Source organism: Mycobacterium sp. pW045, assembly GCF_041287085.1.
Lineage (GTDB): Bacteria > Actinomycetota > Actinomycetes > Mycobacteriales > Mycobacteriaceae > Mycobacterium > Mycobacterium algericum_A.
Genome location: NZ_JBGGKU010000004.1, coordinates 245566 through 266156, shown reverse-complemented (window position 1 = coordinate 266156; position 20591 = coordinate 245566). Strand labels below are relative to the sequence as shown.

23 protein-coding genes are annotated in these 20591 nt (G+C 67.1%); 7 read left to right on the top strand and 16 right to left on the bottom strand.

Translation table 11 applies throughout. The features are described from left to right. Positions 1–72 precede the first annotated feature (72 nt). On the top strand, positions 73–558 hold the full coding sequence (locus tag ACAG20_RS08390) for a hypothetical protein (RefSeq protein ID WP_370492209.1): 486 nt from the start codon (positions 73–75) through the stop codon (positions 556–558). Continuing rightward, positions 555–1076, top strand: coding sequence for a hypothetical protein (locus ACAG20_RS08385; protein ID WP_370492208.1), 522 nt, complete (start codon positions 555–557; stop codon positions 1074–1076). The genes ACAG20_RS08390 and ACAG20_RS08385 overlap by 4 nt, the downstream gene beginning before the upstream one ends. A gap of 10 nt (positions 1077–1086) precedes the next feature. Here ACAG20_RS08385 and ACAG20_RS08380 read toward each other — a convergent pair whose 3' ends face one another. The 4 genes from ACAG20_RS08380 to ACAG20_RS08365 are packed head-to-tail and all read right to left on the bottom strand — an operon-like array spanning position 1087 to position 3425. Next, positions 1087–1497, bottom strand: a complete 411-nt coding sequence (locus tag ACAG20_RS08380) for a type II toxin-antitoxin system VapC family toxin (protein WP_083037053.1) — start codon at positions 1495–1497, stop codon at positions 1087–1089. Further along, positions 1494–1712: a type II toxin-antitoxin system CcdA family antitoxin gene (locus tag ACAG20_RS08375; RefSeq protein WP_370492207.1), complete on the bottom strand. Its 219-nt coding sequence runs from the start codon at positions 1710–1712 to the stop codon at positions 1494–1496. Before ACAG20_RS08375 ends, ACAG20_RS08380 begins: the two co-directional genes overlap by 4 nt. Before the next feature lie 43 nt (positions 1713–1755). Beyond that, entirely contained in the window at positions 1756–2718 is a 963-nt protein-coding gene (locus ACAG20_RS08370; RefSeq protein WP_370492206.1) for a hypothetical protein, read from the bottom strand. Further along, positions 2715–3425 (bottom strand): DUF5631 domain-containing protein, encoded by a 711-nt coding sequence (locus ACAG20_RS08365; RefSeq protein WP_041316645.1) that lies wholly within the window; start codon positions 3423–3425, stop codon positions 2715–2717. The genes ACAG20_RS08370 and ACAG20_RS08365 overlap by 4 nt, the downstream gene beginning before the upstream one ends. A gap of 1395 nt (positions 3426–4820) precedes the next feature. On the opposite strand from ACAG20_RS08365, the gene ACAG20_RS08360 reads away from it, so the two are divergent. Further along, positions 4821–5129: a hypothetical protein gene (locus ACAG20_RS08360; RefSeq protein WP_133054407.1), complete on the top strand. Its 309-nt coding sequence runs from the start codon at positions 4821–4823 to the stop codon at positions 5127–5129. A gap of 217 nt (positions 5130–5346) precedes the next feature. Here the strand turns inward: ACAG20_RS08360 and ACAG20_RS08355 are convergent, their stop codons facing one another. The 5 genes from ACAG20_RS08355 to ACAG20_RS08335 all read right to left on the bottom strand — a co-directional run bounded on the left by ACAG20_RS08355 (position 5347) and on the right by ACAG20_RS08335 (position 9155). Beyond that, the gene (locus ACAG20_RS08355) at positions 5347–5814 is read right to left on the bottom strand and encodes a hypothetical protein (protein ID WP_083037159.1); all 468 of its coding nucleotides are present in this window, start codon (positions 5812–5814) and stop codon (positions 5347–5349) included. Positions 5815–6222: 408 nt separating this feature from the next. After that, positions 6223–6708, bottom strand: a complete 486-nt coding sequence (locus tag ACAG20_RS08350; RefSeq protein WP_013827009.1) for a nuclear transport factor 2 family protein — start codon at positions 6706–6708, stop codon at positions 6223–6225. A gap of 45 nt (positions 6709–6753) precedes the next feature. Further along, entirely contained in the window at positions 6754–8430 is a 1677-nt protein-coding gene (locus ACAG20_RS08345; protein ID WP_370492205.1) for a sensor domain-containing protein, read from the bottom strand. A gap of 111 nt (positions 8431–8541) precedes the next feature. Beyond that, positions 8542–8895 carry a VOC family protein gene (locus tag ACAG20_RS08340; protein ID WP_370492204.1) on the bottom strand — a complete coding sequence of 118 codons (354 nt, stop codon included), beginning with the start codon at positions 8893–8895 and terminating at the stop codon, positions 8542–8544. A 71-nt stretch (positions 8896–8966) separates the two neighbouring features. Beyond that, positions 8967–9155: a hypothetical protein gene (locus ACAG20_RS08335; RefSeq protein WP_370492203.1), complete on the bottom strand. Its 189-nt coding sequence runs from the start codon at positions 9153–9155 to the stop codon at positions 8967–8969. A gap of 141 nt (positions 9156–9296) precedes the next feature. Here ACAG20_RS08335 and ACAG20_RS08330 point away from each other — a divergent pair, with 141 nt between their 5' ends. Further along, positions 9297–9908 carry a GNAT family N-acetyltransferase gene (locus ACAG20_RS08330; RefSeq protein WP_370492202.1) on the top strand — a complete coding sequence of 204 codons (612 nt, stop codon included), beginning with the start codon at positions 9297–9299 and terminating at the stop codon, positions 9906–9908. A 3-nt stretch (positions 9909–9911) separates the two neighbouring features. Here the strand turns inward: ACAG20_RS08330 and ACAG20_RS08325 are convergent, their stop codons facing one another. The 5 genes from ACAG20_RS08325 to ACAG20_RS08305 all read right to left on the bottom strand — a co-directional run bounded on the left by ACAG20_RS08325 (position 9912) and on the right by ACAG20_RS08305 (position 15939). Continuing rightward, positions 9912–11030 carry a nitronate monooxygenase family protein gene (locus ACAG20_RS08325; RefSeq protein WP_013827014.1) on the bottom strand — a complete coding sequence of 373 codons (1119 nt, stop codon included), beginning with the start codon at positions 11028–11030 and terminating at the stop codon, positions 9912–9914. Positions 11031–11088: 58 nt separating this feature from the next. Next, a complete protein-coding gene (locus tag ACAG20_RS08320; protein ID WP_083037078.1) occupies positions 11089–12549 on the bottom strand; it encodes an alkaline phosphatase family protein in 1461 nt (486 codons plus the stop codon). A 6-nt stretch (positions 12550–12555) separates the two neighbouring features. After that, positions 12556–14016, bottom strand: coding sequence for an alkaline phosphatase family protein (locus ACAG20_RS08315; protein WP_083037080.1), 1461 nt, complete (start codon positions 14014–14016; stop codon positions 12556–12558). Positions 14017–14178: 162 nt separating this feature from the next. Continuing rightward, on the bottom strand, positions 14179–15228 hold the full coding sequence (locus tag ACAG20_RS08310) for a DUF4185 domain-containing protein (protein WP_370492201.1): 1050 nt from the start codon (positions 15226–15228) through the stop codon (positions 14179–14181). Between the two features lie 3 nt (positions 15229–15231). Then, the gene (locus ACAG20_RS08305; protein WP_370492200.1) at positions 15232–15939 is read right to left on the bottom strand and encodes a TetR family transcriptional regulator; all 708 of its coding nucleotides are present in this window, start codon (positions 15937–15939) and stop codon (positions 15232–15234) included. Positions 15940–16009: 70 nt separating this feature from the next. On the opposite strand from ACAG20_RS08305, the gene ACAG20_RS08300 reads away from it, so the two are divergent. Both ACAG20_RS08300 and ACAG20_RS08295 read left to right on the top strand, forming a co-directional pair. Then, entirely contained in the window at positions 16010–17059 is a 1050-nt protein-coding gene (locus tag ACAG20_RS08300; protein WP_370492199.1) for a flavin reductase family protein, read from the top strand. Between the two features lie 100 nt (positions 17060–17159). After that, entirely contained in the window at positions 17160–18260 is a 1101-nt protein-coding gene (locus ACAG20_RS08295; RefSeq protein ID WP_083037090.1) for an acyl-CoA desaturase, read from the top strand. Positions 18261–18264: 4 nt separating this feature from the next. Here ACAG20_RS08295 and ACAG20_RS08290 read toward each other — a convergent pair whose 3' ends face one another. After that, positions 18265–18477 carry a molybdopterin-binding protein gene (locus ACAG20_RS08290; RefSeq protein WP_013827021.1) on the bottom strand — a complete coding sequence of 71 codons (213 nt, stop codon included), beginning with the start codon at positions 18475–18477 and terminating at the stop codon, positions 18265–18267. A gap of 46 nt (positions 18478–18523) precedes the next feature. Further along, a complete protein-coding gene (locus tag ACAG20_RS08285; RefSeq protein ID WP_083037160.1) occupies positions 18524–19129 on the bottom strand; it encodes a TetR/AcrR family transcriptional regulator in 606 nt (201 codons plus the stop codon). Between the two features lie 111 nt (positions 19130–19240). Here ACAG20_RS08285 and ACAG20_RS08280 point away from each other — a divergent pair, with 111 nt between their 5' ends. Next, entirely contained in the window at positions 19241–20590 is a 1350-nt protein-coding gene (locus ACAG20_RS08280) for a cytochrome P450 (RefSeq protein ID WP_013827023.1), read from the top strand. Position 20591: the final 1 nt, after the last annotated feature.

Genomic DNA, 20591 nt, shown 5'->3' with positions numbered 1-20591 from the left:
CGACGACGTTGGCCAGCGGGAACCAGTCGGTGTGGAATACGTGATGACGCCGGTGCGCGTAGCTTTTGGGCTATGCCGGAGGTGCTGGGGGCGTTCGCCGACGCGGCGCGGGCGCGGGAAGCGGAAAACCTCTGGAGCTACGGCGCCGCGTGGGCATCCGAGGTCAGCGGCGGGAGCGTCGTCACGGCGCCCAACGGGATGTTGATGGGTCTCGGGGGCAAGGTTCAGGACACGTTGAGCTGCCAGGGCGGCACCACCTATGGCGACGTCTTCATGGTCAACATCGATCGATCCGCCGATCCGGCCGAGCAACTTCGCAAAATCGTCCACTCCGGTGTGGCCTGGGGTCCCGACAGCAACGGTGATCCCGTCCAAAACGCGCAACTAGATCTTGATCGGTTGCTTCACCACGAGGAGCGGCATTCTCAGCAATACGCAAAACTCGGGCCAGTTCGCATGGGCGTCGCCTACGGTGAGGAAGCGATCCGGACGCGGATTTTCGGCGGAGACAACTGGTTTGAGAAGAACGCGGGCCTACACGACGGCGGATACGAATGATTCGCCGGCTTGGCGCACTGGGCACGTTGGTCGTAGCCCTGTTGGCCGGATGCCCGGCCAAAGCCCCGTGGGCCCCGTCGCTGCCGCCGGCCTTCGGCGCCCGGGTAACCAACGGAAAGCTACAGATCTGGACGGGCTCACCCTGCGTCGGCGTCACTCGTATTGCGCTCTACTTCGGCCCCGGTACGGCCGAGTTGACACTGACCTCGCCGGAAGGCGTCGATATCGAGCGCCTCACGCGCGGCGGACCGTACCCGGTGGGCATGACCGAGTCCCAGCCCTTGCCCGCCGACTTTGAATGGCGCAACGAGAAGACCATGGGCTTCTCCACCTACGGCGGATCTAGCCGCTGGGGCACGAGCACGGATCTGACCGAAGTCATCGAGGGATCCGGGACCCACCCCGAGGACACCTTTTGGTTCCAGGATGTCGGCTGGCTCAACCCCGCGCAGGTGGCTGCGCAGGACGGCAGAACCTTCTTGGCGACGTGTACCGCCGATCCGGCCAAGAAGAGTTGAGGCTCGGTAATCAGCCGATGGCGTCGGCCGCGGGCCAGGCACGCGCGAGCCGCTGGTCGGTGGTGATCAACACCAGGTTCGCGGTGTCGGCGAGTTCCACGTAGAGGGCATCGGTGAGGCGCAGAACATCGTGGCGGGCCCAGGCTCCAGCAAGCAACGGAGAGAGCGCGTGTCGAGTCACCGGTGCCCGCCCAAGCTCATCCAACGCCGCCTCCACCTCCGCAGCGGTGAGGACACCGCCACGATGCATGCGCCCGAGTGCTGACAACACCTCGGCGTCAAAGTGTGCCGGCGTGTGCATCACCGTGCCGATCAGTCGCGCACGCACCGCCGGGAACCGATCGGTGCGGGCAAGTAAGTCCACCATGGCACTGGCGTCGAGGACTACCTGATCGGCCGGTGAAGCGGCGGAGCTCCTCACCCTCCGAACTCATCGCGGGCAGCGTCGAGCGCATCCAGCACGGCGTCGTGGTGAGCGCCGGTGGTCCTGGTCGCCAAGCCGCCAAGCCAGGTATCAGTTGCAGAATTCTCCAACTCGGCGGTGATGGCAGCCTGGGTCAGCGCCGATACGTTCAGCCCGCGCGCCCTGGCTCGCTCCGCCAAGTCGTCCGGGACGTACACGTTCAGCCGAGCCATACACACAAATATACACACATGCGTCCGGGGCGGTGCTACGGCGCTACTTCGACGAGTCGTCCTTGTCCACGATGCGTCTCAGCGGTGTCAGCCCGGTCGGGCCGGTGTCCTTCGTGACGGACTTCGTCACGGGCACGTTCGGCGGGGCTGTGGTGCGGCCCTTGACGGGCTGGCCGTTGGGAACGCCGGGGGCGGCGATCCGCTTCTCGCCGGCCTTGTCGTCCTTGCCGTCCTTGCCGCCGGCACCGGCGCCGCCCGGCATCATCGGCATCATCCCGCCGCCGCCCGCACCGCCGGTGGCGGGCGTGCCACCGCTGGGACCGGCGGCGCCGGTGTTCGCCAGCGAACTGGCGGGAGTCGTCGGTGTCGAGGTGCCCGGCACCGGGGGCGGCCCGAGGTTACTGGCGGGGGTGGTGCCCATACCCAGGCCGCCGCCGCCGGCGCCGCCGGAGCCGAAGTCACTGCCCTCCAAGCCGGAGACGGGATTGATGTCCGAGGCGAGGGTGGCGCCGCCGAGACCCCCCTTGGCCAGGGATTGCGCCGCGCCCATCAGCGGTGACAATGCGCCTTGGCCCGCTTGCATCAGTCCCTGCGGCAGCCTGCTCGCCGCGCCGAGCGCACCGCTGAGTGCTCCGGTGATGCCCTGCATCGCGCCGGTCATGCCCTGCATCGCTCCGCCCATCGCTTCCTGCGATCCCTGCTGCGCCATGGTGGCGTCGCCTTCGCCGGCGACGCCCTCGAACTTCGATACCGCGTCGGCTTCGTGGGTGGCGAACTTGCGCGCGGCGTCGCTAGCACCAGCTTTGCGTTCGGTGGTGTCAGTGGCGATTTGAGTGTTGGTTTCGGGCAGGTCCGTATTAGTCGTGAAACCGAACGCGGCGGCGGTCAAGTCGACCGGGCTTTGTCCACCCAAGTGCGCCGGACCTGTCGGGATCGGTTCAGGGGGCAGGCCACGCAGAATGTCCCAATAGTCCATGGGGTTGACTTCGATTTTGTCGCCCGTCATCGCAGTACACCTCCATGCCGCACCGCCACCGTTTCATGCCACGCCAGGTGATAGCGGGCCAGTTCCTCGCTCCCGTCGATGAGGGCGTCGACGGCGGCCAGCAGCATCCAGTCGGCGACATCTCTGGGGGCGTGCTCGGGATAGGCCGACAGTACCCGCGCAGCGGTGTCGGCGACTACCTGCCGGAACAGGTCGACCTCGTTGTCGGCGACGCCGGATCTACGGGCCATCGCTTGCGCGACGGTCTGCACGATGCGCGGCAACCGGGTACTGGACCCGGCGACATCGATCAAGGTCGGGCCCAGTTCGTCGACATGCTGGCCGTAGCGGGCACGTTCCCCGGTCCCGGGAACCGGCGGATCGTGCGGATCGGCCTCGGTGATGTAGGTATTCGGCTCATGAGTCGCCGCTGCAATCACTGCCCCGAGTAGATCGACCGCGCTCGTGCCACTGCGGCGGTGCGCCGGCTCAAGCAGAGTGACCCCGGGCGGAAGCGTGACGGTGGGGGGAATCCAGCCGCCGGCCAAATCGGTCACCACCACCGTCGTGGTCTCGTCATCACGTAATCCGGCTGCCCACGCGAGGTTCGGTGCCTGGCGGGCGACGGCGTCAACCTTGCGCTGCAGATCCTGGTGTTCGGCCAAACGCTTGGCGGCGGTGCCGGCCCCGGCGCCGGCGGTAGCCCCGGCAGCCATACCGCCGGCCATCGCCGCGCCCGACTGCCCGGCGGGACCGGGAGATGGTCTCCCCGGGGTCGAGCGATCGCTTGAGGAAGCCACCGTCGTTCCACCAGAAGCCGGGGTGGTGGGGCCACCCGGCGGCGGCGACGTCGGCGCCGCCGGCGCACCAGCAGTCGCTGCGGGAACTCCCGGGGCTGTGCCGGTCGCCGGGCGTAGATCCGCTCCGTAGCCGGGCAACGGCCCCGAGGGTGCAGCAGGAGCGGCGCTGATCGGCGCCGATGGCGCCGCGGCCGGCCCGGTGGTCACGGATGGTGGCGCTGGAGTGGGCGTCGCGCCCGTGGTCGGGGCCGTTGGGGCCACTTCTTGGCTTGAGCCGGCCAAGTGACCCAGGTTGCCGAGTAGGCCGCCTGCCATCGGCGTCGACGACGGGGACGGCGGAACTTGCGGAGCAGAGGACTGGGAGAGCCCGGAGCCATCCATCCCGCTGTGTGACAACGGTGATTGCGGTCCGCCCAGCGCGCCCGGCCCAGACGGGCCGCCTGGCATGCCGGAGCCGAAAGGCTGGCTCAGGCCACCGCCTTGGAGTCCGGGCGGCATGGAGCCACCGCTTCCCCCGCCGAGGCCAGGCATGGATGACAGAGCTGACGATCCGCCGCCTCCCCCTGAAGGCGTGGAGGGAACTCCGAAGCCCGTGTTGCTTCCGGCGGTTGTTGCCGCACCGTTGAGCGGCCCACCACCTCCGCCGTTGCTGCCGCCGGCGAGGACGTGGGCTCCGCCGTTTCCGCCACCCCCGACAGTGGCGCCTGAGCCACCGTTAGCACCGCCGCTCGGGCCGCCGTTTCCGCCGCTGCCGACTGTGGCGCCTGAGCCACCGTTAGCGCCGCCGCTCGGGCCGCCGTTACCTCCGCCGTTTCCGCCGCTGCCGACTGTGGCGCCCGGGTCGCCGCTGCCGGTGCTTCCGCCGCTGGCAGTCGCTGTGCCACCGGTTGGGGCGCCTCCGGCGGGTGTAGTGGTGCCACCGGGTGTGGCGCCTGCTGGGCCGACCGTGCCGCCGCCGGGTGCGGTTTTGGAGCCGGCGGGCGTGGCGGCTGCTGGGCCGACTCCGCTGGGTGTGGCGCCTGCTGGGCCGACCGTGCCGCCGCCGGGTGGGGTTTTGGAGCCGGCGGGCGTGGGGGCTGCTGGGCCGACTCCGCTGGGTGTGGCGCCTGCTGGGCCGACCGTGCCGCCGCCGGGTGCGGTTTTGGAGTCGGCGGGTGCGGTGCCGGTCGGGCCGACTCCCCCAGGAGAGCCGGTCTCGCCTGTTCTGTCGCCGGTGGTTCCTGCTGCGCCTGCTCCGCCGTCGGAACCGCCGCCCTTACGCCGTGTCCGGTTCACGTCGTCCGCGCTGATGTGCGGTGTCGGCGGTGTGCCAAAGCTTGCGCCGTGCTTCTCAAGCCACTCCTGGGCGTCTTCGTCGACGTCCATACCGTTGAACATCGCCTGGGTTGCGCTGACGATCGCACCATTGGCGTCAATGCTGGCACTCGTCGCCAAGGCGTTGGCTTCGGCGACCACCCGGTTAATCTCAGGCAGTTTGGATTCCACCGAGCCTTGGCGGGAGAGTATATTATTGATCTCTTGGTTGCCTTGACGGGCAATCTCGGTCAGGCGGTCACGGAGATTATTCACAGCGTCGGCAACTCTGCTGTTGGCGGCGCTTTTGGCGCGGCAGTCGTCACGAACTTTCCTTAGCCGCTTTATGCCCGTCCGCAGCTTGGCAATCATGTCATCAGCGGTATGGCCGCTGTTGTTTTGCCCAAAGAATGTGAGGACTTTGTCTAACTCGCTAGCTTCTTGTTCTTTGACGTCGGCATGGCCGGACCAGAAGCCGATTCCGAACGTCGGTTGAGTCGGCGGCGCGGGCCACGCTGCACCCACCAGCCAGGCTGACCATTTCCCGGGCGGAAGGTCACTCACCGCAGAGCTCTTCCATCTTTCCAACCTTGGCGTTCGTTGCGTCGATAGCGACTTGGTATTTTGCGGGATCCGCCAAGCTTCCCGTAGCTGCCATGTTCTGATAAGCGGCCGCTAAAGCGCGCGCAGCATCGCGATACTCCCCAGCTAGCGCCGGGTCTCGGGCCGCGGTTTCGAGCATGAGTGCCCCGTTGATCATTGAGATTCTTGCCAGTGCAGTGTCGCCGTCCGGCGCAGTCTCGATGTGAGCAGCGCGTGATGCGAGCTTGTAGTTGTCGCACAGTTGTGCCTGGGCAGCGGCTTTCTCAGCAGCCGTATAGTCGGGTCGGGGCGACGGGCGGACGAGCGCAACGATCGCCACAATCAAGGCAGCCAGAGCCAGCAAGCCAGTTACTGCCGCGGGTGTTATCGCGGTCCGACGGTGCGGCTGAACAGGCGGCGGTATTGGCCAGGGCTGTGTCATGGTCACCTTGCGGATGGTAGACCCGTGGGGCAGTTCTTCGCTTACACTGCTGCTTCATCGGCTGAGCTGCGGCAGGCGTGATGCCGCTGGGTCTTGTTCATAACGCCTCCACCATGTCGGGGCCGGTCCGCGCGGATAATCGGATTGCGGGTGTGGAGTGCCGCACCCGGTACTAGGTGCCAGCGGGCGAGCGGCAGGTTCGACGTCAAGATCAGGGAGGTCCATCTGACCGCCGACAAGCTACGGGTAGCCCGTCCCGAGGCCTTTCCGACTCGATCTTGACCCCCAACGCGCCAACGGTTTTCAGAATCCCAGTCGTAGACTGTGTGAGCGGTGGGTTGCCGTCCTAGTGAACAACAAAATCATAGAACCCCACCTGAAGAGCCCGGGCTGAACCGCGCAGGAGCGTTATCGCACGCAGATCTTCCAGCCGTCGCCACGCTCCAGTCGCAGTGTGGGAGCGAGGTTTCCGGACGCTTCGTTCTGCGAATCGAGGGTCACCGTGGCGACGTCACCGTCGATGTCGACCGCGCTGACCGTGGCGCGGGTCAGCCCACCATCGGCTCGGGTCTTCTTCAGCAGGTCCATGACCGGGCCATCGGTGAATTGGTCACGCATCGCCGGACACATCTGCTCTTTGTAGGCATCCCAATTCTGCGTGTTGTAGGCGTCTTGAAACGCCTGCACGGTCTGGCGGATCTGGTCGTCATCGGAGGGCGGTGGAGGCGGTTCCGGAGCCGGTGGGGAAGGCGGTGCGACGGCCGATGGTGCGGGGGAGGCGGAGTGCTCGGTAACAGGGGTTCCCGCGGTCAGCGATGAGCTGCACGACGTCACCAGCACGCTGGTGACCAGCAACGAACCGATGCCCGCATACCAGCGCCTGGATGCGATCACTGGACCTCCTGGTGGTAGTAGCAATTCAGGCTATTCCCGGCGGAGCTATCGGCTGGGCACGCGATCGCCGGTGGCGTTGACCAGCGCGGATACGTCATTGCCGCCGCGCGGAAGGCACTGTCGGATATCGATGAGCACATTGCCGCGCACGTTGATCCCGTGCTGGCAGACCGCGGTGCCGTCGCGCAGCCTGGCGGCCGAGGTGACGGTGCCGGCGAATGTCTGCGATTGGTCGAAGTCCCACGTCTGCGGCCCGCTGCCGGGGGCGGCGACGGTGATCGACTGGCCGGCGCAGCCCTGCCATTGCCGCTGCTGTTGCTGCAGTGATTGCACCGCGGCCATGTGCGTCGGGTAGGACACCACGGCCTGCACCACGCCTTCCTCGGTGGCCTTGCGGTTCATCGCGCGAAGGACCTGCACGGCGACTCCGGTCTGTCCGTGACCGCCCATAGCGCGCTCTTGCACGGGAGCCCAGGTGCCGACGCAGTCCGGGGCAGAGACGGCAGCAGCGTCATCGAGCAGGGTGCTGATGTCTTCTTCGAGAACCAACTCGTGTTCGGTGCTGCGGAGTTGGCCGGCCGGCAACAGAATCGGACGCAACGCTTCCGGTTGCACGTCGTCGGACGCCGCTCCCTGCGGGGCGCCGGGTTCGGCCCCGGCAAGGGGAATTGTGGAGTGCGCCGGTGTATTCGACGTGACGACGGTGGTCGGCTCAGGGGGGCGCTCTCGGCCCGCCATCGTGGCGGCGGCTATCGATCCGGCCACCATCAGGACTGCCGCGGCGCCGCCGGCCAGCACCCACGTACGCCGCCGCGGCGAGGACGGCCGCTCAGGTTGGCGCACCGGAGTCGACTGCGGGGTGGCGTAATGCAACCCGGCCGGCAACTGGTTGGACAGTGCGGCCCGCGCCGCCTGGGCGAGCGCGCTTGCCGAGGGGAACCGAGCAGCAGGGTCCTTGGCCATGGCCGTGGCAATGACGACGTCGAGTGCCGGCGGCAGACTGGGGACAAAATCAGTGGGCCGCGGCGGCGGCTGATGGAGGTGGGCCATCATCACCGCGGCCATCCCGTTGGCCGATGAGAACGGCGCGTAGCCGGTCAGCAGGGAAAACAGCGTGCAGCCCAGCGAGTAGATGTCGGCACGGCCGTCGAGGTGGGTGCCGGACAGGACTTCCGGTGCCGCGTAGGCGATGGTCGCCAGCACGGATCCGGTCGCGGTCAGGCCGACGTCGTCGAGGGCCCGCGCGATACCGAAATCGGCCAGCAGGGCGCGCTCGTCTGCGCCGGGTGTGCCCGTCAACAAGAAGTTGGCGGGCTTGACGTCGCGGTGGATGACGTTGCGGGCGTGGGCGTAGTCGAGGGCTTTGGCGACGTCGCTGACGATGTGCACAGCACGCTGCGGTGTCATGGTGCCGCTTCGTTGGGCCGCGTCGGCGTCGGTGCCGTCGACGAACTGCATGGCGATCCACAACTGGCCGTCCGCGGTCTGCCCGCGGTTGTAGACCGAAACGATGTGGGGATGGTCCAGGCCGGCGGCTACTTCGGCTTCGCGAATGAAGCGGGCGCGGAAGTCAGAATTGCGGGACAGCTCGGCGGAAAGGATCTTCAGCGCCTCGCGGCGGGGAAGTGTCGGATTGGCGGCGAGATACACCGTTCCCATGCCGCCGGTACCGAGTACCCACTCGATGCGGTACCCGTCGACTACCTGCCCGGCGGTAAACATCGGTACCCCCGTCGGTCATCGGCGTCGCCCGTGTACCGCCGCATAGCGGAAAAGGCTACCGAGTCCGTGTCGCCGGCCAGGCGAGATCCCCGCGGTGCCGGACGCTGACCCCTACCGCGCCAGCGGCTTATAGAACACCAGCCCGTTGCCCTTGTTGTCATAGACCACGGCGCGACGCTCGTGTGCGTCGTCGTAGGGGCCCTTGACGATCCCACCGCCACTGGCTTCGATGGCCTTGGCGGCGCCATCGACGTCGTCGGTTTTGATGCCGACGACGACCTGGCCGTGGATGGGATGATCCACCGCGGTGGCCAACGCCAGCGTCACCGACCCGCCGTCGAGCGCGGCGAAGTGGGTGCCGTCGCGAAACTTCAACGGCATGCCCAGCGTCTCGCTGTAGAACTTGATCGATTCATCCAGGTCGTCGGTGGACAAGACGATCATCCGAATGCCGTGGTCGCTCATGGTTACCTCCTGCCGACGGAACGTCCTTGCAGCCTAAGCCGAAGCGGCGCGCCGCCACCGGATCATCACGATCAAACAGCGCGCCAGGCCTCCCGGGCCACCCGGTGGAAGTTGCCGCCGAGTACTGCGGCGATGTCGGCGTCGGACCAGCCGTGTGCGGCAAGGTGCTCGCGCAGACCCAGCCAGGTCTCCGGCGGCATCCACTGGATCGGCCCCCAACGGGTGTAGCTGTCGTCGAACAACTGGGGGTTGGCGGCCATCTCCTGGGTGAGTTCGGTCTGAGCGAACGAGTAATCGGTGCTGTCTCGTGGGCGAGACCATGGTGTCGGCGAAGCGTTGCGTGAATAGCCCGCGTTGACCGAGAGCAATCCTGCCGTTGCGGGCGGCACTAATCTGGCCAGATGGCGATTGACGTACGGCCCGCGAACAAGCCCGACATCGCACCGCTGGCGCACACGTTGGGGCGGGCGTTCTATGACGACCCGGTGTCGATGTGGATGCTGCCCGACGACGCCTCTCGCACCGCGCAGCTGACGGCGTTCTTCGGTACCTCGACCCGGGTGCACCATCTGTCCGGCGGTGGGGTCGAGGTGGCCTATGAAGGTGCAACCGTGGGGGCTGCGGCACTGTGGGATCCGCCCGACCGCTGGAAACAGTCCACGTGGTCACAGCTGCGGATGGTGCCCTCGCTGATCCGGTCCTTCGGCTTCCGTCTCTCGCAGGGCCGGGCGCTGTCGGATCTGTTGGATGCCAACCACCCTGAGGAGCCGCACTGGTATCTGGCGGTGATCGGCAGTGACCCGTCGGTGCGGGGGCGCGGCTTCAGGCAGGCCGTCATGCAGCCGCGGCTGGAGCGCTGCGACGCCGAGTCCTGCCCGGCGTATCTGGAGTCCAGCAAGGAAGAGAACGTGCCGTATTACGAGCGGTTCGGCTTCCGGGTGATCGGGGAGATCAGCTTGCCCAACGGCGGGCCGACGCTGTGGAAGATGTGGCGCGAGCCCCAGAACCCGTAGTAGTCACTCCCCGACCGAGTCGCCGAGCCGCTCGGCGGCCGCGAGGTAGTCCTGCGCGAACTCGAACACCACCTCGCGCGCGGGTTTGACCTTGTTCATCAGGCCGACACCCTGGCCGACGAAATACGTGGCCAGGGCTTGCGCGCCGGGGTGCCCGGCGGCGGCGAGGGCGTCGACGCGGCGAAGCGCGGGCTCGGCCAGCATGGATTGCAGCGGCAGCGGCAGTGTCGGGTGGCCGGCTTCGTTGGGTCGCCAGGCATCGGTCCACTCCGAGACCAGCTGCCGGGCAGGCTTGCCGGTGCGCCCGGTGGAGCGGATGGTGTCGCGCGAGGTCGCCGCGAGCATCTTCTGCTTGGTGTGCGGGGCGGTTTCGGCTTCCTCGGTGGTCAGCCACACCGACCCCGTCCAGGCTCCGGCAGCGCCGAGGGCCACACACGCGGCCATCTGCCGGCCGGTGACGATCCCGCCGGCGGCGAGCACGGGGACGGCGTCGTCGATGGCGTCGATGACTTCGGGCACCAGCACCAACGTGGAGACCTCGCCGCAGTGGCCGCCGGCCTCGGTGCCCTGGGCGACGATGAGGTCGACACCGTGGGTCACCTGCTTGAGGGCGTGTTCCTTGGCACCGACGAGGGCAGCGACCGGGATGCCGTGGTCCTGACCGGACTTGATCATGTAGTCCGGCGGCACGCCGAGTGCGTTGGCCATCAGCCTGATGGGATGAGCGACGGCGACCTCGAGCAGCTGCTCTCCGGCACTGCCGGCGAGCATGGCCGGCCCCAAACGTGGCTTGTCATCGGGTTCGATGTCGTGCTCGGCCAACAGGTTTGCGATGAACGTCTGGTACTCAGCCGGGATCCGGTCAGACAGTTGACGGCCGGACAAGCTTTCGCCCTTACCTTCGAATTTGGCGGGCACGATGATGTCGATGCCGTAAGGCTTGCCCTTCACCTGCTCGTCGATCCAGCTCAACTCCTGATCGAGTTGTTCAGGGGTGTAGGCGGCACCGCCGAGGACGCCGAAACCGCCAGCATTCGTCACGGCGGCCACCACGTCGCGGCAGTGGCTGAAGGCGAACAGCGGGAAGTCGATGCCGTACTGCTCGCAAATGGGAGTCTTCACGGGTCCGCCGCTCGTTCACTGGAATGGGCTTCCAGGACGGTATCGCAGCGAAGGCGGATCAGCCCACCAGTGCGTCGATGTCGACCAGCAGGGGCAGGTCGGCGTCGACAAGGTCGGGGACCGCGACCGTGTGGCCGGCCAACAGCGCCGCCACCGAATCGGAGAACTCGGCGCTGCCCGGCAGCGGCAGCGGTGCGTCCTCCGGCGGGATGACGCCGGCCCCGGTCAGGTAGGCCACCGCTCTGCCCAAGTCCGTCGCGACGTCTGCGACCACACCTCCGACGGTGTTGAGCAGCCACTGGGCGCCCTGAGCCAGCCCGCTGATCAGGAAGATGTCCTGGTCGATGATCGTCTGCAGGAAGTTGCTGATGGGCGGAAGCAGGTAGCTGCCGATGAAGAAACCGGCTCCGCCGGCCAGCGCACGGATGCTCAACATGATGTTGGTGCCGATGTCGGGGTAGCCGTAGCTGTTGATCGCATCGGTGAGGGATTGCTTGAGATCGACCGGCATGATGAAGCCGTTCAGAATCTCCGGGTCGGTTTGCATCGGGACGCCGTCGAAGTCCGAGCGCATCTGGATTCCGAAGGCCTGCAGGATCGTGGGCGTGATGTCGACGGTCTGGTAACTGAGGTTCTGGCCTCCGGCCTGGTCGTCATTTCCGGCCAGCGAGAACATGACGAAACTCGACGTCTCGTTGGGCGTCTGGAAGCCGTGGCCGAGGCTGAAACCCGGCAGGGTCACCGTCTGCTGGTGGCCGTGGTCGGTCACGGCGATGATCGTCCAGCGGTCACCGGTGGCCGCCTCGGCCTGGGCGACCGCCTCCAGGATCTGTTTGAAGTTGGCGCCGACGTTGATGACGGCTTCCTTGTACTCCTCCGACCCGCCGCTGTAGGAGTGTCCGGCGTGGTCGACCTGGGACTGGTAGGAGAACATGAACGTCGAGGTGTCCGGGTTCTCCGTGGTCGCCAGAATCCTGGCGACGGTCTCGTCGGTGACCAGCGCGTCCATCTCCGCCGAGGTGGAACCACCGGTGATGCCGATGATGTTGTCGGCGGGATAGCCGCCCGTGGAGGCCATCTCGGTGAACAGGCCCCGACCGGAGATGACCGTGGTGTCGACCTCCGGCTTGTGGTACTCGATCAGGTTGAACACCGACGGCCAGGTGGTGTAGGGCTCGGGCCGGTAGACGTTGCTGACCACCCCGTGCTTGTCGTCCCAGACCCCGGTGAGGATCGTCGACCACGACGGCGTCGACATCGTTTGATGGCCGGCGATGGTCGTGGCGGCGGTGACGCCCCGATCCATCAGCATCTTGAATCCGCTGTCGTCGTTGTAGGCGTACTCGAGGATCTTGTCGAGGTTGGTGCCATCGGTGCCCAGCAGCAGCACATGTTCGGCGGCAAGCAGCCAATCGGCGGTCACGGTCGACAAGCCCACCTGCGTCCCCACCGCCGCGCCGGCTCCGGCTACCAGGCCGGCGACGGCGGTACCACACAGGATCTGCTTGAGCGTTGTCATGGTGTGTCAGCCCAGCAGCGCGTCGACGTCGAGCAGCAGCGACAGGTCGAGGTCCCCGATGTCGGGGGCGGTAAAGGTGTCGCCGGCCAGCAGCGACTCCAACGATCCGGTGAACTCGGCGGCCCCCGGCAGCGGCAGCGGCGCGTCGGTCGGGGCGATCACGCCCGACCCGAGCAGATACGCGAATCCGTGTGCCACCGTGTTGGTCACGTTCACCGTCAGACCGCCGAAGAACTCGTTGATCTGCTGGGCGACCTCGGCCAGCCCGCTGATCAGGAAGATGTCCTGGTCGACGATCGACTGTAGGAAGGTGTCGATCTCGGTCACAAACTTGTCGAGGAAGTACGGCACGGACCCGATCACCGTCCGGATGGCCAGCGTGATGTCGTTGCCGATGTTCGGGTAGCCGTACATCGCGAGAGCGTCGAGCAGCGACTGCTTGAGATCGGTGGGCTCGACGATGCCGTCCAACACGGCCGGGTCGTTCACAAGCGAGACCCCGTCGAAGTCTGAGCGCAGCGGGATGCCGAACAGCGACAGGATCGTCGGGGTGATGTCCACCGTGGAGTACCCCAAGCTTTGGCTGCCGTCGTTCGCGTCATCGCCGGCCTGGTCGAAGATGACGAACGACGATGTCTCATTGGGCGATTGGAAGCCGTGGCCGATGCTGAGGCCGGGCAGGGTCACCGTCTGCTGATGGCCGTGGTCGGTGGTGAGGATGATCGACCAGTCGTCGCCGGTGATCGACTGCACGTGGGCGATCGCGGCCAGGATCTGTTGGATATTGGCCCCGAGGTTGATGATGGATTGCATGTATTCTTCCGACCCGCCGGCGAACGAGTGTCCCGCGTGGTCGGCCTGCGACTGGTAGGAGAACAGGAAACTCGAGATGTCATCCGGATTGTCCTCCGTGCCCAGGATCTGAGCAATGGTGAGCGCGGTGACCAGCGCGTCAGAGTCGGCCGGGCTGTCCCCCGCCGGGACGAAGATGTTGTTGTCGACCGAGTAGCCGCCCGCGCCGGCCAATTGGTTGAGGTACTCCCAGTTGCTGATGATCGTGGTGTCGACCTCCGGCTTGTTGTACTCGATGAGGTTGAACACCGTCGGCCACTGGTTGTACGGCTCGGGCCGGAACAGGTTGTTGAAGACACCGTGCTTGTCGTCCCACACGCCGGTGAGGACCGTCGACCATGACGGCCCGGATAGCGTCGTGTGATTGGTCAGGCTCGCCGCTCCGGTGATGCCCTGGTCCATCGCCGTCTTGAAGCCGCTGTCGTCGTCGTAGGCGTACTCCAGGACCTTGGAGAGGTTGACGCCGTCGAGGCCGATCAGCAGCACGTGCTCGGCGGCGAGCAGCCAGTCGGCGGTCACCGCGGACAACCCGGCCGGCGCGCCGACGGCCGCTCCGGTCGCGGCGACCATGCCGGCGACGGTTGCACCACACAGGAACTGCTTGATTGTCGTCACGTTCGGTGTCCCTCGTCGAAGTTGCGCAGGTCAGTTGCGCGAGACACTAGCAGAAGCCCAGGAAAAACTCAGATTTCCGGTTCGTTCACTTATTTACCCAGGATGTTACTGAGTATTCTGTGGAGTCGCTGCGGGTTAAAGCGCCGAACCGGCCGTCTGGGACTAGCGAATCTCCTCGCCACTGGCCAACGTCGCCCGGAACTGCATCACCCGGTAGGGCCAGCCCGCCGCGGTGTTCCACTGCGACACCAGCAGGCCCACCCCGCCGGTGCGGTCCACCCGTGAACCCGGTAGGACATAGCCGCCGTAGAGCTGGGCGACCCGGGAGCCGGCGTGGTCCTCGCGGTCCCAGCTGCAACCGATCACCGGCAGTTGCAATGGCACAGAAGCTAATTCGGAGGCGGGGGAGTCCAGCACCCGGTAACCCAGCGCATAGCGCGAGGACACGAACCCGCCGAGCACCCAGGTTCCGGCCGCCAGCCGCCGCAACGACAGCTCGCCCCAGGTCTCGCCGGGCGGGGTGATCGGCACCGGGGTGCTGCCCCAGGCCCGCCGGCCGCCTCGGTATCCCCAGCCGGAGTACTTGGCGGGGTTGCCGATGTCGGCGGGGCGCACCCGCCGCAAGATGACGCCCTTGTTGCGCTGAAACCCGGTTGAGACCACATACACCCAGCCGTCGTCGGGGTCGTAGTCCCAGGACCAGCACTGCGCGTGCCCGCGGTGTCGCCGCGCCGGAAACCGCGTCCCGATGTTGTGCCAGGTGGTCCCGCTGTCGGCGGACTGCCAGATCTCGGTCCAGGCGACGTTGCCGAAGCCGCGGTTGACGATCGCGTGCAAGTAGAGCAGCTGGTCCACCCGCAACAGATCGGAGGGGATCACCGTGCTGATCGAGCTGCGGTCCAGTCGCGAAACCGGCTCGCGGTGCCGGTAGTGCCACAGCTGCCGGGCGTAGTCGCCGTCGGGGCCGCCCGCGCGCCGGTAGCGAATCCGGTGGCCGGCGTCGCCGGTGCCGATAAGGATCACCGGGGAGCGCCAATCACCTCGGCCGACTTTGTCGCCGGCGAAGGTGTCGCCGAACACCGATACCAGCGAGCCGTCGGGTGCCAGCACCGAGGCGCCCAGGTCTGCACACGTCACGCCCCACTGGTCGGTGATGCCCGGACCGGTGACGTCGGCCAGCTTGCCGGGAACGTGGCGTGCTGCGAGGCTCACCGCTCAGGGCTTGCTGCGCCAGCCGCCGACAGCCAGCGCGATCATCCGGAGTTGTTTGACGGCGACTTGTTTGATCTCGGCGAGGGTCTCCTCGTCCGGGGCCTCCTCGATGGCCTCGGCGGTGACGGTCATCGCGTTGACGAACAGCCCCGCCAGGATGTTCAGATCCTCGGTGCTCCACGCGCTCAACGCCGGGAAGCGCGCCAGGTCGGTGGCCAGCTCAGCGGTGATCAAGCGGATCTCGGTGCGGATCGCGTAGCGCAGCACTGTCATGCCGCTGAACCGCTCCCGGTTGATGAACCGCCAGTGCTCGCGGCGCGACGCGACGCTGTCGGCCAGTACCTCCACGGAGGACTCGATGACCCGGTTGGGGTCGACCCCGCCGGTGCGGGCGTCGCGCAGCGTATCGCGCAGCGCCCCGAAGGACTCGTCGATGAGCACCAGCCCCAGCGCGTCCATCGACTCGAAATGGCGGTAGAACGCCGCGGGCACGATGTGGGCCGCCCGGGTCACCTCGCGCAGGCTCAGCGCGCTGAAGCTGCGTTCCTCCAGCAGCGTCAGCGCCGCGCTGATGATGGCGCGGCGGGTGGCCTCTTTGCGCTCCTCGCGTGACACCCGCTCCGGTCGTTCGGGCCGGGCTGGACGCTCGGGACGGGGCGGCCGCGGTGGCCTGGTTCGTCCCGAGCGTGAATTGGGCGTACGACTGTTCACTGGATGTGAAGCGTAACACAGCCGGTCGATAGCACTTGACGCATCGTAAACAAGTGTTCACTGTGTACATATGTTCACTCAAACGTTGACGCGGCGGGTACTGGGCTCCAGCCTGGTCGACCTGCTCACCGGTCCCCACGGGGTCGACCGCTACACCGAACTGGTGTCTCCGACCTGGACCCGCAACGACGCCCGCGCCCGGGTCGTCGCCGTGCGGCGCGCCACCCCACGCAGCGTGACCCTGCTGCTGGAACCCAACGACGCGTTCGGCGGTTTCAAGGCGGGCCAGCACATCAACCTGTCCGTCGAGATCGACGGGCGCCGGCGCACCCGGTGTTACTCGCCGGCCAGCCCCGAAGGGCAGCGGCTCATCGAGCTCACCATCGGGCGCCACGAGGGCGGGCTGGTCTCCGAGTACCTCTACCGCAACGCCCGGCCCGGCATGGTCGTCGGCCTGGACAACGTCGGCGGCGACTTCGTGCTGCCGGCGATCCGCCCGCGGCGCATCCTGTTGGTCTCCGGCGGCAGCGGCATCACGCCGGTGATGTCGATGCTGCGCACCCTGCTCGCCGAACGCTATGCGGGCCGGGTGACGTTCATCCATTACGCGCGCACTCCCGAGGAGGCCTGCTACCGCGACGAACTCGCCCGGATGCCGCGGGTGCAGGTGCTGCACGGCTACACCCGCGCACCGGACGCCGGCGATCTGCGGGGCTACTTCGACGGCGAGCATCTGCGGGCGGCCGGACCGGAGCCGGATGCGGTGTACGTGTGCGGCCCGCCGGCACTCGTGGCCGCGGTGCGCGAGCAGCGGACCGACGCGATCTCGGAGAGCTTCGTGCCGCCGCAATTCACCGCCGACCCGTCCGGTGGCCGGGTCACCTTCCTCGGCAGCACCATCGCGGTGGTCGACGACGGGCGGTCACTGCTGGAGCAGGCCGAATCGGCCGGACTGCAACCGGCCAGCGGATGCCGGATGGGCATCTGTCACAGCTGCACCTGCCGCAAAGCCGGTGGCACGGTGCGAAACCTGATCACCGGGGCGCTCTCGACCGCCGAGAGCGAAGACATCCAGATCTGCGTGTCGGTGCCCGTCGGCGACGTCGAAATCGATCTGTAGGACCAATGACCATCCGTGAGTGGGAATCACACGACGCCACCACCGAGTGTTGCGTCGGGAGATTCCGAGTCGCGGGAAACGACCAGTAAAGGAGCCAACCATGACGCAGTCAGTCCTCGAGCGGCCGCAGACCGAACAGCCGCAGGCCGGCGATCGCCCAGGCCTCCCGGCCAACCTCGACGCCTTCGGCGCCGAACTCGACGCCATCCGCCAGGGTGTGCTCGACGACCTCGGCGAACGCGACGCCGACTACATCCACCAGATCATCAAGGCGCAGCGCACGCTGGAGGTCGGCGGGCGCGCGCTGCTGTTCTTCAGCATCATCCCGCCGGCCTGGCTGGCCGGCACGGTGATGCTGGGGCTGTCGAAGATCCTCGACAACATGGAGATCGGCCACAACGTCATGCACGGCCAGTACGACTGGATGGGTGAACCGGCGTTGTACGGCAAGCACTTCGAGTGGGACACCGCCTGCCCCGCCGACCAGTGGCGGCACTCGCACAACTACATGCACCACACCTACACCAACATCGTCGGGATGGACCGCGACGTCGGCTACGGGATCCTGCGAATGAGCGAGAAGCAGCCTTGGGAGCCCTACTTCCTGGGCAACCCGCTCTACGCCTTCCTGCTGATGGTGCTGTTCCAGTACGGGGTGGCGGTGCATGAGTTGGAGACCGAGCGCATCCGCGCCGGGGAGATCGGATTGGCCGACAAACGCGAAATGCTGCGGGAGACCTGGCAGAAGGTGCGTCGCCAGACCCTCAAGGACTACGTCGCGTTCCCGCTGCTGGCCGGCCCGTTCGCCCCGCTGGTGTTCGCCGGCAACCTGACCGCCAACCTGATGCGCAACGTGTGGGCCTACACCATCATCTTCTGCGGTCACTTCCCCGACGGCACACAGGAATTCACCGTCGAGGAGGCCGAGAACGAGTCACGCGGCATGTGGTACTACCGTCAGATCCTGGGTTCGGCGAACCTGACCGGCGGCAAGTGGTTCCACATCCTGACCGGCAACCTGTCGTTCCAGGTGGAGCACCACCTGTTCCCCGACCTGCCGGCGCACCGCTACGCCGAGATCGCACCGCAGGTGCGCGAGATCTGCGAGCGTTACGGCGTCCCGTACAACACCGGGCCGCTGCTCAAGCAGTTCGGCAGTGTGGTCCGCAAGATCTGCAAACTGGCGCTGCCCTGGACGTGACCGGCTACTCGACGCCGACGGTGACCTCGGTCGACTTGATGAACACCGTCGCCGGCTGACCGACCTTGAGGTCGAGTTCCAGGGCGGCATCGCGGGTGACCGACGAGGTGATCACCTGCTCGCCGCCGTCGAGGCGGATCTTGACCACCGCCATGACCGACCCGACATCCAAGTCGGCGATGGTTCCGGTGAGCTGGTTACGCGTTGAGAGTCGCATGGCGGTCCTCCGGATTCTGCGATGCGCCTGACGGGTCAACGGTAGATCAGCGCCGAGGGCCGAGCAGGGCAATCGACGCATCGACCGCCGGCTCGATGATCGCGCCGATGTCGGAGCCGTCCTCGACGGCCAGCGCGGTCAGCTCTCGCAGCCCGCCCAGCAGGATCACCGCCAGCGCCGGGCTCAACGGCGGCAGGTCCGCACGGCGAAACCCCGGGCTGCCACTGAGCTCGACGAGCAGATTCGACATCAGGTCCAGGCCGCGCCGCTGGGCCGGTCGCGCCACCTCACCCAGCGACGGCAGTTCCCGGATCCAGCTCAACGTGATGGCGGGTCGGGCTTGGATCTGGGCGACGTAGGCGCCCACCGCCTGCCGGATCTGCTCCTGCCAGTCGGCCTGCGGATCGACCGCGGCGCGGATCCGCTGGGCCAGTGCCTCATTGTCGGCGCGCAACAACTCCAGGAAGCACTCCTCCTTGCTGGCGAAGCGGTCATAGAAGGTCCGTTTGGAGGTGCGGGCGGCGCGCACGATATCGGCGACGGTGCTGGCCCGGTAGCCACGCTCGGCGATCGCGTCGGCAAGTCCCTCGAGCAGCCGGCGGCGAAACGGGTCGGCGGTTTCCGTCACTTCGCCCTCGGTTGCCAGCGTCATCATCGCCGCACCTTTCCCGTCAAGCCTTGCCAGTCCTTGGTACTAGAGAGTACCGTGTTCGACAAGCGTTTGGTACGCGTCGGTACCACGGATCGCCTCGGGAGGCATCGCATGACCCAGACGGTTACCAGCCAGACCACGCAGCGACTCGACGCCGCGGATTCACCGGCGATCAAGCTTCCGCCGAAGCCGCGGATTCCCAAGGTGGTGAGCGGCTTGCTGTTCACCCTGGACCGGCGCCGGCTGATGGGCGCCCTGACGCGTCGCTATGGAGCCGCCTTCACCATCGACAGCCCGGTGTTCGGGCCGACGGTCTTCGTGACCGAACCGGATCTGGCCAAGCAGGTGTTCCTGGCCAACCCCGAGGACCTCGGCAACATCCAGCCCAACCTGTCCCGGATCCTCGGGCCCGGCTCGGTGTTCGCGCTCGACGGTGCCGAGCACCGCCGCCGTCGCAATCTGTTGAGCCCGCCGTTCCACGGCAAGAGCATTCGGGCCTACGAGCAGATCGTCGTCGAGGAGACGCTGCGGGAGATCGCCGACTGGCCGATCGGCAAACCCTTCGAAACGCTGTCGCCGATGAACCGGATCACCCTGAACGTGATTCTGCGGGCGATCTTCGGGGCCGAAGGCGCTGAACTGGACCAGTTGCGGGTAGGCCTGCCCAAGTGGGTGACGCTCGGCTCCCGGCTGGTGGCACTGCCCCTGCCGGTCCGCAACTACGGGCGGTTCACCCCGTGGGGCCGATTGGCGGCGTGGCGTGAGCAGTACGAAGCGATTCTGGACAAGCTGATCGCCGACGTGCGCGCCGACCCGGACTTCGAGAACCGCACCGACGTGCTGACCCTGCTCCTGAGCAGCAGCTACGACGACGGTACGGCAATGACCCGCCAGGAGATCGGCGACGAACTGCTGACCTTCCTGGCGGCCGGCCATGAGACCACGGCGTCGACGATGGCCTGGGTGTTCGAGCGGCTGAGCCGCCACCCGCGGCTGCTCGACGAGCTCACCGCCGAGGCCGACACCGACGAGAACAGGTTGCGCCGCGCCACGATCCGCGAGGTCCAGCGGGTGCGCACCGTGATCGACTTCGCCGGCCGGCACGTCTATGCGCCCAGCGTCCAGATCGGCGACTGGGTCATTCCCCGCGGGTACGGGGTGATTGTGGGGATCAACCAGATCCACCAGAATCCCGCCGTGTTCGCCGAGCCGGACCGCTTCGATCCGCGGCGCTACCTCGACGGCAGCCCGTCGGCATTCGAATGGCTGCCCTACGGCGGCGGCAGCCGGCGTTGCCCGGGCTCGGCGTTCGCCAACCTGGAGATGGATCTGGTGCTGCGAACCGTGTTGCGGCACTTCACTATCGAGCCGACCGCGGCGGCTGGGGAGAAGTACCACTCCCGGGGAGTGGCGTTCACACCGAAGAACGGCGGGCGAATCACCGTACGACGCCGCGGCTAAG